This is a genomic window from uncultured Caulobacter sp. (genome assembly GCF_947036865.1).
Lineage (GTDB): Bacteria > Pseudomonadota > Alphaproteobacteria > Caulobacterales > Caulobacteraceae > Caulobacter.
In genome coordinates, this window is the sequence record NZ_CAMQSF010000015.1 from 65,645 (window position 1) to 77,781 (window position 12,137).

Here is a 12,137-nt window from a genome sequence, read left to right on the forward strand (position 1 = left end):
CAGATTGTGGCGGGCGAAGGGCCGCCCGCCGAGGCGGCGAACCTATAGCGTGCCGCGTCTAGCCGCAACGCGCGCGTTCACCCCTTCTTGGCATAGTAGGTCTCGGCCTCGCCGGGGAAGCTGCGATCCTTGACGTCGCGGGCATAGGCGGCGGCGGCGCGGGTGATCTCGCCCTTCAGGTCGGCGTAGCGGCGCACGAACTTCGGCGTCCAGTCGAACAGGCCCAGCATGTCGTCGACGACCAGGATCTGGCCGTCGCAGCCGGCCGAGGCGCCGATGCCGATGGTGGGTGCGTCGATCGCGGCGGTGATCTCGCGCGCCAGGGCCTCGGCCACGCCCTCGACGACCACGGCGAAGGCGCCGGCGTCGGCGGTGGCCTTGGCCTCGGCCAGGATCCGCTCGCGCTCGGCGGCGTCGCGGCCCTTGGCCTTGAACCCGCCGTCGACGAGCACCGCCTGGGGCCGCAGCCCCACATGGCCCATGACCGGCACGCCGCGCTGGACCAGATAGGCGATGGTCTCCGGCACGGTCGGGCCGCTCTCGACCTTCACCGCCTGGGCCCCGGTCTCCTTCATGATCCGCACCGCGTTGGCGTAGGCCTCGGCGTGCGAGCCCTCGTACGAGCCGAAGGGCATGTCGATAACGACCATGGCCTTCTTCGAGCCGCGCATGACGGCCTGGCCGTGCAGGATCATCATATCCAGCGTCACGCCGACCGTGTTGGGCAGGCCATGCACGACCATGCCGACCGAGTCGCCGACCAGCAGCAGATCGCAGGCGTCGTCCAGGGCGGCCGCGACGGGCGCGCTGTAGGCCGTCAGGCAGACGATGGGCTGGCCGCCCTTGCGCGCGGCGATGTCGGGGGCGGCCAGACGGCGGACCGTCTCTTCACGATGGGCGGACAGGGCGAAGGCTCCCTCGGCGACGCGGATGAGGCGTCGTATGTGGGCCGGATCGCGCCGCGCCGCAACATGAACGGCGGACTAGAACTCTTCCACCGCCCGCGTCACGGCGAAGGCCAGGGCCACCACCGCCAGGCCGGCCGCGAGCCAGACCGCCTCGGCGCTGGCCGGCGCGGTCAGAACCGCGTTGACCTTGGCCACCGCCGCGCTGACCTCGGTCTCGAAATCATGGCTGCTGTTCTTCGAGAGCTCGGCGACCTCGCTGGAGAAGCGGCTGGTCAGGATCTGCACCGCCGCGAACAGGCCCGCGGCCACGCCGGCGGCGCCGATGAACAGCCGGCGCATCGTCCAGCCGCGGTCGAGCCTCGCCGCCACCTCGGCGTTGAACAGCGCCGCGTCCGGGAACGACGGGGGCTCGGCGAACAGGCGGCTCAGCTGGGCGTCGAAATCGGGTTCAGCCATGTGCTTCCCTCCTAGCCCCCTCCTCGGGCCGGGCCAGTCGCGCCCGGAGTTTATCCAAACCACGTTTGACATGGGATTTGACCGTGCCGATCGGGATGTTCAAGGCCTCCGCCGCCTCGGCGTGAGACCAGTCGGCCCCGTAGCAGAGGGAAACGCACAGACGCTCGCCGCGTGACAAGGTCTTGAGGGCCTCGTCGAGATCGATGCGGCTGGCCGCGTCGCGCGAGGCCTCGCCCACCATCACCGCCTCGACCGGCTCGACCGTGTCCGAGAAGATCAGCCGCGCCTCGCGCTTGACCTTCTTCAGATAGAGCCGGGCGGCGATCGTCTTGATCCAGGCGGCGAAGGTCCCCTCGCCCCGGAACTCGGCGGCCTGCTCGAAGCCGGTCATGAAGGCGTCCTGAGCCAGGTCGTCGGCGGTCGCCGAGTCGGCGCCCAGGCGTCTCAGGAGCCCCCGGACGGCCGAGCCGTGCCGTCGCACCAGCTCTCCATAGGCCCGACGGTCGCCCGCCGCCGACAGGGCGGCGAGCTCGACGTCGTGACCGGTTGGCGGGCTTTGCGTGCCCATGGGACCATGCCCCTCCGCGCGCCCGAGCCTAGACCCGGGGCTCCTTGTTCGGGTTGAAGAAGCTGAGGACGATGTAGGCCAGGCCGATCACGGCGGGGATGCAGGCGATGCCGATGCCGTGGAAATCGCCGTCGTGGTCGGTGAAGTTGCCGAAGTAGGTCGCGGCCGCGACGCCGAGGCCGATCGCCAGCCAAATGACGCCAGTGCGCAGATCACGCAAGCGCGTCGGCGGCAGCTTGACGGTCTTGGTCATCGCCTCGATGACCTCCGGCGGTATCGGCTGCCCCTTCTCGATCGCGGCCCGTAGGGTCGCCTGCATCTCGCGACGCTCGCGGTTCTTGAAATAGAGCGGCAGGAACACGACCGCGACGATCATCATGCAGCCGACGACGGGAACGACGATATCAGGACCCATTTTCAATCCTCCAAGCTGGTTGGCCGCGCCCCCGGCGCCGCCTTCACAGGTAAAGAGACTTTCACGGCCCCGTTTGGAGGCGCCCGTCCCGATGAAACTTTCGTAAGGCGTCCCGCGACCGTCACAGCCGTCGGAAGACCGACGAGCCTCCGACCATGGCCACCGCGGCGGTGAAGGCCAGGACCGCGGCCACCGGCGCCAGCCCCGGCGCGATCGCGGCCACCGCCTGGTTCAGCATCGGCGCGCAGGCCCAGAGCACGAGGGCGAACACCATCGCCCCTGCGGCGGCGGTCGTCAGGCGATCGATCAGCACCTGCCGCTCGATCCGCCGGATCACCTCGGCGGTGAAGAGCTCCGCGCGACCCTGCCTGGGGACTTCGCCCAGGAAGGCGGCGAGTTGGTCTTCGGGAGTCATGACGCGCCTCCTAGGACGGACAGCAGCCGTTCACGGCCACGGGTAACATGCGATTTGACGGTGCCGAGGGGAAGACCGAGCGCGTCGGAGACCTCGCCGTGCGACCAGCCCTGGCCAAGACACAGGGTGACGCAGGCGCGCTGGTCTTCCGGCAGGGTCGCCAGGGCCTTTTCGAGCGCCAGCCGATCCTCGGCCCCGACCTCGGCGGCGGCCTCGAGCTCTTGTTCCCCCCGCCAGGCCTCGTCCCGGGCGGCGGCGCGCTGGGCGCCGCGTCGCTGGGAGAGCGCCTTCTTCCACGCCACGCCGTAGAGCCAGGCCCGAAAGCCATTGTCGTCGCGCAGCCGCGGCAGCCCCGCCCAGGCCGCCACGAAGGCCTCCTGAGCGATGTCGTCGGCGTCGATCCAGCCGCTCTTGCGCAGAAAGCCCCGCAGCGGCTTTTCGTGGATCGCCACCAGCCGGGCGAAGGCGGCCTGGGAACCCGCGCGCGCCTGTCTGACGAGCGCGGCCTCCATCAGATCGTCGGTCCGGACCGCTCGAGCAGCACCTGCACCAGCGTCGCCGCGCAGACCGCGCCGAGGACGAAGGCCACGATCGTGAACGCCTCGCCGGCGCCGTAGATGTTCGTGCTGGCCGCGAAGCCGAAGCCGGCGCTGAGCATGCCGTACAGCACCACGTGATACCAGGTGCGCTCCCGGCGGCGGCGATAGCGCGGACGCTCGTAGTGGTCGTCCTCGAGCCAGCGCCTGTTGAGCTTGCTCAGCAGCTCGGCCGGCGGCTCGCGCCCGGCGGCGGCGTAGGTCTTGATCAGGTCCAGCGTCTCGCGGTTGGCCCGGTAGGAGAGCCAGCTTTGATAGGCGCCGAAGATGAACCAGCTGATCGGGAAGATCAGCCACCAGAACTGGCGGAAAAGGTCTTCGGACATGACGGTCTTTCCTTAGCGCTGAAGCTCGGCGACGAGGGCGGCCGGCGGCTCCTGGCCTCGGGCGGCCAGGTCGCGCAGCGCCAGCACCACCTCGCGGCGGGCGCGATAGTGCAGCCAGGCGCGGAACGTCCCCAGGGCCATGAAGCCCACCGGGAACATCAGCCACCAGTGATCACGAAACACCTCGGCCATCGGTCTTTTTCCCTCGATCGGAGCGCGGTCATTCGCGCTGTCGAAGGTTAGTCGCCGCCGACCGCCGGATTGGATGCGGCGACGTACGAAATAATGTCCGACATGGTGGCGAAGGACACCGTGGGCCGGTGCTCGGCCAGCAGCGACGGCTTGGCGTAGCCCCAGCCAACCGCGCCGCAATCCAGGCCCACGGCCCGGGCGGCCTCGATGTCGCGGGTCTCGTCGCCGATGCAGATGACCTTGTCGCGCGAGACGCCCCGCGCGGTGACCTGCTTGAACTTGCGAGCCTTGCCGAACAGCGAGGCGCCGCAGGCATAGAGGCTGATCAGGTGCTCCAGCTCGGGTCCCAGCACGCGGCGGATCACCTGCTCGCTGTTGGAGCTGACCACCGCGATCTTGACCCCGGCCGCATGCAGGGCCTTGAGCATCCGCTCGGTCTCGGGGAACAGCGGAATGGTGTGGGCGTCGGCGGCCATCAGCTTCTTGCCGGCGCGGGCGATCAGCGGCAGCTTCCAGGGCGAGACGCCCAGATAGCGGATCACCTCGCGGGTCGGCCGCCCGCGCAGCATCTCGATCTCCTCGTCGGTGACGGTCTTGAAGCCGTACCGGCGGGCCATCGGATTGACGGCGCGCATCATCCAGGCCGCGCTGTCGGCCAGCGTGCCGTCGAAGTCGAAGATGACCAGTTCGTACCGCGAGACGCCGCCCTCCCCCAACGCGTCGGCTGACACCAAGCACGATCGGTCCACTGATAGACCGATCGCCGGCGCGTTGTCGTCTTAAACTTCGCTTATCAGGCGACGGTCAGCGCGGCCGCGTAGAGCTCGGGCTTGAAGCCGACGAGCCGGCGGTCGCCGAGATCGAGGATCGGGCGCTTGATCATCGAGGGCTGGGCCAGCATCAGGGCGATGGCCTTCTCGGCGGTCAGGTTCTGCTTGTCGGCCTCGTCCAGCTTGCGGAAGGTCGTGCCGGCGCGGTTCAGGACGGTCTCCCAGCCGAACTCATCGACCCAGCCTTGCAGGCTCGCCCGCTCGACCCCGGCGGCCTTGTAGTCGTGGAAGACATAGGCCTTGCCGTGGTCGTCCAGCCACTTGCGGGCCTTGGCGACGGTGTCGCAGTTCTTGATGCCGTACATCGTGATGGTCATGACCAAGGCTCCCCGCGCGCCGAATCCGGACGTCCGACCCGACCTAGCCGATGCTTACCCCAGCATCCACTCGCCGAGCACGATGTGCTGGGTCTGGCCGAGCTTGCTCTGGACGAGCGCGAACCGGTCGACGGCCCACCGGATCGGCGCGATGGCCTGCTCGGGAACCACTTGGCCGTCGTAAAGCAAGGTCACGTGCGGCGTGAAGGCGGCGTCGGGTTTCAGCCCGACCCTGGCCATCCGCAGGCCCAGCGCCTTCTGAAAGGCGATCAGCGCCTCGACGCCCCGACCGCCCCGCAGCGTGAAAGGATTGTTGCCCGGCCGATTGGCGAAGCTGACCGCGCGGTCCAACACCACCTCGAAGGGCGGCGCCTTTGTCGCCTCGCCCGCCTGCCCGCCCCGCGTGACCAGATCGTTGGGCAGGCCGGCGTAATCGCCCAGATGGTGCAGGGTGACGTGGAATCGATCGGTCCGCAGGGGCTGCCCCTCGAGACCCAGCGCCGCCTTCAGGCGACGCGCCTCTCGAGCGATGGCCTCCGCCGTGGCGGGGTCGGGATAGAGCAGAAACATCAGCCGGTCGGTCGGCGTCGCCGGGGCGAAGCCCGGCAGTTCCATCTGAAGCGTCTTGGCCATGCGAGCCCCCGAGTCGTCGCCGGGTTTAACCCGCTTCGGCCCGGCGGCGGTAGTCGGGTTCTGGGAACCCGGCCGAGCATGACGGGTTGGCTAGACGCACACGGGAGACCCGCCATGCCGCAGGGCGACAAGCGCAAGTACACCGACAAGCAGGAACGCAAGGCCGATCACATCGCCGAGGGCTACGAAGCCAAGGGCGTGCCGGAGAAGGAAGCCGAGCGGCGGGCCTGGGCCACGGTCAACAAGGACGACGGCGGCGGCAAGAAGCCCGGCGGTTCGGGTCGCGGCAAGCGGACCGGCCATCCGGCGGCGCGCAACGGCGGCAAGGCTGGCGGCGAGGCCTCGGCCAGCCGGAGCGCCGCGGACCGCTCAGCCTCGGCCAGGAAGGCCGCCGCGACCCGCAAGCGCAACGCCGAGCACGCCGCCCGTCACTGAGCGTCGTTCGCGACCTGACGGCGGTCGATCAGAGCGCGCGGCCCGTCGCCGCCGTGTCCACCCGCGTCCAGACCTGCGACTTGCACAGGAAGTTGGGCAGCAGGCAGCCCTTGGCCTTCAGCGACGTCCGGTCCAGCAGGCGGACCTGACCCGAGAAGGTCATGTCGAGGTCCGGCACGTAGACGCGGCCCTTCCATTCGTTGGCGCCGTTGCTGGCGAAGTCGCGCAGCAGCTGCATGCCCACCAGGTCCTGGTTGTTCTTCTTCTTCACGTCCGCCCGCGCGTCGGCGTTGGCCCAGACGACGACGCCGCAGGTGCGGGTCTCGCAGGCCTTGATCTCGATATGGACGCTGCCCTTCGGATTGCGCCAGACGCCATAGATGTCGCTGGCCGGCGCGGTCTCGGCGCGGGCCGCGCCCGCCGCCGCGCCCAGGGCCAGCGCGATCATCGCCGTCGTAAGTGCCGTCTTCCGGCTCATGCGGCCGTCCTTCCTGATATTGCGCGTTTGGCGCGCGAACCTAATGGCTCACCAAGACAAGGTGAAGTCGTCGGAATTGAGACAACCCGTTCTCGGTACGCTCGCCCTAACGGTCGAGGCCGAGGGTCGTGAAGCCATGAACCTCGGCCAGCTTGACCCCGCCGGCGGCGAGGCGCGCGGCGGGATTGGGCGTCGGCTCGCCGACCTTGACCAGGGTGTTGCGGTCCACGTGGCGGAACGGCGCCTCGCGCCCCCGGACCTGAAGGATCGTCGTGGAGGTGTAGGACCAGCTTCCATCGGCGTTGAAGCGGACGTCGAATTCGTAGGCGTCGGTGCGGAACGCCCACTCCAGGAAGTCGGTGGAACAGATGCCGTAGCCGGGTCCGCCCCGCTCGGCGCGGACCTTCAGGCCCGACCCGTCCTCGGCGGCGCGCCCGCTGGCCAGGGCCGTCTGGCCGCGCGGCAGGGCCAGGGTCTGCATGACCAAGCCCGTCGCCGGCTCCCAGAGCCAGTAGCCGATCTGATCGTGGAAGGTCGTCTCCTCGTCCGAGGCGACGATGTGGACGTGGTAGCGCAGGCCGTACAGCAGCTGCGGGCCGTTGGCCTGCGGGTCGATCGGCTGCAGCTCGATGCGCTCCAGGAACTCCCGCCGCTCCGGCCCGTCGGCCTTGGGGTTCAGGTCGACGCCCTTCTGTCCCTCCCAGATCCCGGCCAGACGTGTCAGGGGGCCGAGATTGGCCAAGGTGTTCGGATCGACGTCCTCGGGTTCGGTGAAGATGTCGTCGGGAAAGTCGCTCATGCCGTCCGCCTCAAGCCAGGGCTCTGGCTGTATCGGGATAGGCGGTCGCGTCAAGGGCGGGACGGCGCCGGGCGGGCGCCGTCCCCCGACGTCTAGCCGATGTCCTCGGTGGTCTCCTCGGCGGGCTGCTGACCGCCGAAGGCCTCGCCGGCGCGCTCGAACCAATACGGCTGGCGGACGCGATTGCCGGTCACCGTCTCGTTCAGCGTCGCCGGATCGTAGAGGCGGCCGCCCAGCATCACGCGGTACAGCTTGTCGCTGTTGCGGATGTCGACGGTGGGGTCGGCGTCCAGCACCAGCAGGTCGGCCAGCTTGCCGACCTCCAGCGAGCCGACGTCCTTGGCGTAGCCCAACGAGCGCGCCGCGTTGATGGTGCCGGCCGCCAGGGCCTCGACCGGGCTCCAGCCGCCGCGCGCGAACGACCACATCTCCCAGTGCGGGCCGAGACCCGCCTGCTGGCCGTGAGCGCCGATCGCCACCTCCACGCCGCGATCGGCCAGCTTCTTGGCCTCGCGGGCGCTGGCGGCGTCGACATAGTCCTCCTCGGGCGCGGCGGCGCGGCGGACATTGCGCGCGGCCAGCAGGGCCGGCGGCGCGTGCTTGGACAGCAGCGGATGGAGCCAGACGTCGGTGTGCTGGCGCCAATAGGGATCGCCGGCCAGACCGCCATAGGTGACGACCAGGGTCGGGGTGTAGTTGGTCTTGCTCTGGCTCCAGAAGCTGACGATGTCGTCGTAGAAGCGGTCGGCCGGCAGGTTGTGCTCGAGGGTCGAGTTGCCGTCCTGCACCAGGGTCACGTCCATGCTGTAGAGCGAGCCGCCCTCGGGCACGACCTCCAGCCCCTCGCGCTGGGCGGCGACCACCACCATCTGGCGCTGCTCGCGGCGAGGCTGGTTGTAGTTCTTGACGCTGTGGGCGCCCTCGGACTTCAGCCGGCGGACATGGGCCAGGGCGTCGTCGAGGCTGTTGATCTCGGCATAGACGTCCGGCGACTTGGCCCCGTAGATGATCTCGCCGGTCGAGAAGGTGCGCGGGGCCAGGATCTTGCCGGCCCGCTGCAGTTCCGAGGCGACGAAGATCTCGGCGGCGCGGGCCGACGGATCATGGATCGTCGTGGTCCCCATGGCGAGGTTCACCATCGACGACCAGTTCTGCTGCGGCACCAGGTCGTCCTCGGCCTGCGGGCCGTGGGCGTGGGCGTCGACGAGGCCTGGGATGATGGTCTTGCCGGCGACATCGACCGTCTTGGCCCCGGCCGGGATCTTGACGCTGGCCTTGGGGCCGACGGCGGCGATGCGGTCGCCCTGGATGACGATGACGCCATCGTCGATGATGCCGCCGTCCTTGGCCGCCATGGTGACGATCCGCGCGCCGGTCAGGGCGACGACGCCGGTGGGCTTGTCGGCGGGGACCTCCATCGACAGCGACAGGCCCGTGGTCACGGGCTTGAACTTGCCGGCGTCCTTGGTCGCGCCGGGAGCGTCGGCGGCGGGCGCGTTGGCGTAGAGCGCCTCGGTCCGCGCCGTGAACAGGGTCGGGCCCATTGTCCAGTGGACCTGCTTGCCGTCCTGCGACCAGTTGATGAAGTCGCCGCCCTCGGCGCTGACGCGGGTGACGGGCAGCGGGCCGCCCTTCTGGTCCACCGACACGTCCTGCGCGCCAGGCATCAACGGCATGACGAAGGCTTCGTAGTTCTGGCGGAAGGCGAAGTTCTGGCCGTCGGGCGAGACCTGATAGTCGTTGACCATCTCGCCGCTGGCGTGGACGCGCTTGGCCTCGCCGTTCAGGTCGGTGCTGACCAGCTGGCGCTTGCCCTTGTCGGCCATCAGCATGAACACGCGGTCGTTGGCGGCGCCGAACTGCGGCTCGGACCCGTCGCGCGAGATCCGGACCGGCGTCCCGCCGGCGGTCGCGACCCGATAGACGCCGGGGTTCTGCGACCAGCGCGGCGAGGTCAGAGGCCCGCCCCGGCGCAGTTCGTAGACGATCGTCTTGCCGTCGGGCGAGAAGCGCGGCAGCGCGTAGTGGCCCGGCTGGCCGATCACGTCCTTGGCCGCGCCGCCCGTGGCCGCGACCGTGCGCAGGTGGCCGAGGCCCGCGTCCGTCCAGCCGACGAACACCACCGTCTTGCCGTCGCGCGACCAGGACGGGAACAGCTCGAACTCGGCCTCGTCGCCGGTGACCAGGCGGCGCGCGGCGCCGCCGGCCGTCGACTTGATCCACAGCTTGCCGAGGGTCTCGAACACCACCGTCTTGCCGTCCGGCGACACGCTGGCCCAGCGCGGCATCTTGGTGGTGAAGCGGTCCGGCGCCACCTCGACCTGAGGATGGATGGCGTCGATCATCACCCGGGTGTCGTCGACCTTGAACGGAATCACGCTGGACGCGCCGTCGGCGACATTGACGCGGCGGATCTTGCCGCCCGCCCAGAACACCACGCTGGCGCCGTCGGGGGTCCAGGCCATGTTCGGATAGACGCCCGTGACCGCCCAGGTCTCCTGCACGTCTTGGTCCAGGGCGTCGTAGATCTTGCGCTCCTCGCCCGACACGAGGTCCTTCACATAGAGCTTGGACTTGGTCCGTTCGCGGCGGACGAACGCGATCTTCTTGCCGTCCGGCGACGGCGTCGGCCGCACCGAACCGCCGAGACCGGACACGGCCGTGGTCACTTCGCCGGTCTCCAGGTCATAGCGCTCGATCTGGAAGAGGTCGGTGTTGGAGTCCTGGGCGTATTCGAAGATCGGCCCTGGCGTGACGTTGCGCGTATAGAAGAGGCTCTTGCCGTCGGCGGCGTAGATCGGCTCGCCCAGCTCCTTCTGCAGCTGCTCGCTGGCCTTCTTGACCAGAGGCGCGCCGCCGCCGCCCGAGACGTGGTAGATCCACACCTCGCCGGTGCCCAGCGAGCGGGCGGTGGTGAAGTGCTTCTTGGCGATGATGAACCGGCCGTCGGGGCTCCAGCTGGCCTGGTTCAGGAGGCGGAAGTCCTCCTTGGTCAGCTGCCGCTTGTCGGAGCCATCGACATTCATGATCCAGATGTTGTCGCCGCCGCCGCGATCGGAGGTGAAGGCGATGCGCTTGCCGTCCGGCGAGAAGCGCGGCTGGTGCTCGTAGGCCAGACCCTCGGCGATCCGGGTCGGCGTCCCGCCGGTGATCGGCATGGTGTAGATGTCGCCCAAGAGGTCGAAGGCGATCAGCTTGCCGTCGCGCGAGACGTCGACGTTCATCCAGGTGCCGTTGTCGACCGCGATGCGGATCTCGCGCGTCGTCACGCCCGGCGGGGCGTTGACGTTCCACTTCTCCGGCTTGTCCGACTTGGCCTCGGCGGCGGGACCGGGCGGCGGCGGCGCGGTCTGCGCCAGGGCCGATCCCGACATCAACAACAAGGCGGCCAGCGCCGTCACCCGACGATCCATTCAATCCCCCTGAGACTTGAGATCGCTCAGCCTAGAAGCGAAGGCGGGCCGTGTCACGACCGCGCTCAAAAAGTGGGCGGACCTCCGGGGACGGATGTTCGGCCCGGTGTTCGGCGCGGCCTTCGCCGTCAGTCCAGCGCGCGTTCGGCGACCCGCAGCCCGAAGTCGCCAGGCGCGGCGCGGACCTCGAAGCCCATCTCGCTCTCCAGCCGCAGAGCGCCCTGGTTGTCGACCGCCTCGATCGACTCGACGACGTGGATGCCGACCGCGCGGGCATAGGCCAGGGTGTGGTCCAGCAGGCTCCAGCCCAGCCCCAGCCCCTTCAGGTCGGAGCGCACCGAGATCGCCGCCTCGGCGCGGTCCGCCCCGGGCTCGCCGACCAGCAGGGCGGTGGCCAGGATGTCGCCCTCGGCCGCCGGCCCCAGGGCCACGAACGAGACCGCCCGGCGGAAGTCGACCTGGGCGATCAGCGACAGGCGCTCGTCGTCGACGGTCTTCAGACTGGCCAGAAACCGATGGCGAAGATCCTCGGGCGACAGGGCGGCGAAGAAGGCGGCCAAGGCGGTCTGGTCCTCGGGCCGCGTCGGCCGCACATGGACCTTCAGCCCGCCCTGGGTGACCAGGTCCGTCTCCCAGCCCGACGGCGGCGGGGCGATGACCAGCGGCGATTCCACCGCCTGGACCGGCGTGATCACCATGCGGGCGTCCAGCGCCAGCACCCCGTTGGCGTCGGCCTTCAGCGGATTGATGTCCAGCTCGACGATGTCGGGAAGATCCACGGCCATGGCCGAGATCGCGTCGAGCACGCCGGCGATGGCGGCGATGTCGGCGGGCGGCTGGTGGCGATAGCCGTTCAGCAGCCGCGAGACGCGGGTGCGGGCGATCATCGACCGGGCCAGGTCGTCGGTCAGCGGCGGCAGGCCCAGGGCGCGGTCGGCGATCACCTCGACCGCCGTGCCGCCCGCCCCGAACATCAGGACCGGCCCGAACACCGGATCGCGCGCCAGGCCGACGATGAGTTCATGTCCGCCTCCGGCGGCCATGCTCTCGACCGCGAAGCCGGTGACGCGGATCTCCGGACGCTCGGCCTGGAAGCGGTCGCGCATGGCGCGGGCGGCCTCGATGACCGCGCCGATGGTCGGCAGATCGAGCGCGACGCCGCCCAGGTCCGACTTATGGACCAGATCGGGCGAGACCAGTTTCAGCGCGTAGGGCGGCGCGAGATTCGCGCAGGCGTCGTCGACCTCGCCGATGGTGCGGGCTAGCAACGTCGGCACGACGGGCACGCCATAGGCCGTGAGGACGGCCTTGGCCTCCACCTCGTTCAAGCGCGTGCGGCCTTCGGCGCGGGCGGCC

General features: G+C 69.7%; 16 protein-coding genes. 1 reads left to right on the plus strand and 15 read right to left on the minus strand.

From position 1 onward, the window contains the following. Positions 1–77 precede the first annotated feature (77 nt). The 11 genes from panB to Q0V34_RS10760 all read right to left on the minus strand — a co-directional run bounded on the left by panB (position 78) and on the right by Q0V34_RS10760 (position 5,656). Positions 78–905: a 3-methyl-2-oxobutanoate hydroxymethyltransferase gene (panB, locus tag Q0V34_RS10710; protein ID WP_297511593.1), complete on the minus strand. Its 828-nt coding sequence runs from the start codon at positions 903–905 to the stop codon at positions 78–80. 78 nt (positions 906–983) lie between these two features. After that, on the minus strand, positions 984–1,364 hold the full coding sequence (locus Q0V34_RS10715; protein WP_297511529.1) for a hypothetical protein: 381 nt from the start codon (positions 1,362–1,364) through the stop codon (positions 984–986). Continuing rightward, the gene (locus tag Q0V34_RS10720; protein ID WP_297511531.1) at positions 1,357–1,932 is read right to left on the minus strand and encodes an RNA polymerase sigma factor; all 576 of its coding nucleotides are present in this window, start codon (positions 1,930–1,932) and stop codon (positions 1,357–1,359) included. Before Q0V34_RS10720 ends, Q0V34_RS10715 begins: the two co-directional genes overlap by 8 nt. Before the next feature lie 28 nt (positions 1,933–1,960). After that, on the minus strand, positions 1,961–2,347 hold the full coding sequence (locus tag Q0V34_RS10725; protein ID WP_297511533.1) for a DUF6249 domain-containing protein: 387 nt from the start codon (positions 2,345–2,347) through the stop codon (positions 1,961–1,963). A 121-nt stretch (positions 2,348–2,468) separates the two neighbouring features. Next, on the minus strand, positions 2,469–2,762 hold the full coding sequence (locus Q0V34_RS10730) for a hypothetical protein (protein WP_297511535.1): 294 nt from the start codon (positions 2,760–2,762) through the stop codon (positions 2,469–2,471). Further along, the gene (locus Q0V34_RS10735) at positions 2,759–3,274 is read right to left on the minus strand and encodes an RNA polymerase sigma factor (protein WP_297511537.1); all 516 of its coding nucleotides are present in this window, start codon (positions 3,272–3,274) and stop codon (positions 2,759–2,761) included. Before Q0V34_RS10735 ends, Q0V34_RS10730 begins: the two co-directional genes overlap by 4 nt. Then, positions 3,274–3,684: a hypothetical protein gene (locus Q0V34_RS10740; RefSeq protein WP_297511539.1), complete on the minus strand. Its 411-nt coding sequence runs from the start codon at positions 3,682–3,684 to the stop codon at positions 3,274–3,276. The genes Q0V34_RS10735 and Q0V34_RS10740 overlap by 1 nt, the downstream gene beginning before the upstream one ends. Positions 3,685–3,696: 12 nt before the next feature. Continuing rightward, positions 3,697–3,876: a hypothetical protein gene (locus Q0V34_RS10745; RefSeq protein ID WP_297511542.1), complete on the minus strand. Its 180-nt coding sequence runs from the start codon at positions 3,874–3,876 to the stop codon at positions 3,697–3,699. A 47-nt stretch (positions 3,877–3,923) separates the two neighbouring features. Then, on the minus strand, positions 3,924–4,607 hold the full coding sequence (locus tag Q0V34_RS10750; protein WP_297511544.1) for an HAD family hydrolase: 684 nt from the start codon (positions 4,605–4,607) through the stop codon (positions 3,924–3,926). A gap of 62 nt (positions 4,608–4,669) precedes the next feature. Further along, positions 4,670–5,023: an ArsC family reductase gene (locus Q0V34_RS10755; protein ID WP_297511573.1), complete on the minus strand. Its 354-nt coding sequence runs from the start codon at positions 5,021–5,023 to the stop codon at positions 4,670–4,672. 54 nt (positions 5,024–5,077) lie between these two features. Further along, the gene (locus Q0V34_RS10760; RefSeq protein ID WP_297511575.1) at positions 5,078–5,656 is read right to left on the minus strand and encodes a 2'-5' RNA ligase family protein; all 579 of its coding nucleotides are present in this window, start codon (positions 5,654–5,656) and stop codon (positions 5,078–5,080) included. A 114-nt stretch (positions 5,657–5,770) separates the two neighbouring features. Between Q0V34_RS10760 and Q0V34_RS10765 the strand changes: the two genes are divergently transcribed. Then, the gene (locus Q0V34_RS10765; protein WP_297511578.1) at positions 5,771–6,091 is read left to right on the plus strand and encodes a plasmid stabilization protein; all 321 of its coding nucleotides are present in this window, start codon (positions 5,771–5,773) and stop codon (positions 6,089–6,091) included. Between the two features lie 28 nt (positions 6,092–6,119). Here Q0V34_RS10765 and Q0V34_RS10770 read toward each other — a convergent pair whose 3' ends face one another. From Q0V34_RS10770 to Q0V34_RS10785, 4 genes are all read right to left on the minus strand, one after another. Beyond that, on the minus strand, positions 6,120–6,569 hold the full coding sequence (locus Q0V34_RS10770; protein ID WP_297511580.1) for a DUF2147 domain-containing protein: 450 nt from the start codon (positions 6,567–6,569) through the stop codon (positions 6,120–6,122). A 106-nt stretch (positions 6,570–6,675) separates the two neighbouring features. Further along, positions 6,676–7,368, minus strand: a complete 693-nt coding sequence (locus Q0V34_RS10775; RefSeq protein ID WP_297511582.1) for a heme-binding beta-barrel domain-containing protein — start codon at positions 7,366–7,368, stop codon at positions 6,676–6,678. Between the two features lie 92 nt (positions 7,369–7,460). Beyond that, positions 7,461–10,781, minus strand: coding sequence for an amidohydrolase family protein (locus Q0V34_RS10780; RefSeq protein WP_297511585.1), 3,321 nt, complete (start codon positions 10,779–10,781; stop codon positions 7,461–7,463). 128 nt (positions 10,782–10,909) lie between these two features. Further along, a partial coding sequence (locus tag Q0V34_RS10785; RefSeq protein ID WP_297511587.1) for a GNAT family N-acetyltransferase occupies positions 10,910–12,137 on the minus strand: 1,228 nt, incomplete at its 5' end.

What these genes read in the sequence shown, in the direction of transcription:
- Q0V34_RS10715 (WP_297511529.1), bottom strand. Translation starts at nt 1,364, where the DNA reads ATGGCTGAACCCGATTTCGACGCCCAGCTGAGCCGCCTGTTCGCCGAG.
- Q0V34_RS10720 (WP_297511531.1), bottom strand. Translation starts at nt 1,932, where the DNA reads ATGGGCACGCAAAGCCCGCCAACCGGTCACGACGTCGAGCTCGCCGCC.
- Q0V34_RS10725 (WP_297511533.1), bottom strand. Translation starts at nt 2,347, where the DNA reads ATGGGTCCTGATATCGTCGTTCCCGTCGTCGGCTGCATGATGATCGTC.
- Q0V34_RS10730 (WP_297511535.1), bottom strand. Translation starts at nt 2,762, where the DNA reads ATGACTCCCGAAGACCAACTCGCCGCCTTCCTGGGCGAAGTCCCCAGG.
- Q0V34_RS10735 (WP_297511537.1), bottom strand. Translation starts at nt 3,274, where the DNA reads ATGGAGGCCGCGCTCGTCAGACAGGCGCGCGCGGGTTCCCAGGCCGCC.
- Q0V34_RS10740 (WP_297511539.1), bottom strand. Translation starts at nt 3,684, where the DNA reads ATGTCCGAAGACCTTTTCCGCCAGTTCTGGTGGCTGATCTTCCCGATC.
- Q0V34_RS10745 (WP_297511542.1), bottom strand. Translation starts at nt 3,876, where the DNA reads ATGGCCGAGGTGTTTCGTGATCACTGGTGGCTGATGTTCCCGGTGGGC.
- Q0V34_RS10755 (WP_297511573.1), bottom strand. Translation starts at nt 5,023, where the DNA reads ATGACCATCACGATGTACGGCATCAAGAACTGCGACACCGTCGCCAAG.
- Q0V34_RS10760 (WP_297511575.1), bottom strand. Translation starts at nt 5,656, where the DNA reads ATGGCCAAGACGCTTCAGATGGAACTGCCGGGCTTCGCCCCGGCGACG.
- Q0V34_RS10765 (WP_297511578.1), top strand. Translation starts at nt 5,771, where the DNA reads ATGCCGCAGGGCGACAAGCGCAAGTACACCGACAAGCAGGAACGCAAG.
- Q0V34_RS10770 (WP_297511580.1), bottom strand. Translation starts at nt 6,569, where the DNA reads ATGAGCCGGAAGACGGCACTTACGACGGCGATGATCGCGCTGGCCCTG.
- Q0V34_RS10775 (WP_297511582.1), bottom strand. Translation starts at nt 7,368, where the DNA reads ATGAGCGACTTTCCCGACGACATCTTCACCGAACCCGAGGACGTCGAT.
- Q0V34_RS10780 (WP_297511585.1), bottom strand. Translation starts at nt 10,781, where the DNA reads ATGGATCGTCGGGTGACGGCGCTGGCCGCCTTGTTGTTGATGTCGGGA.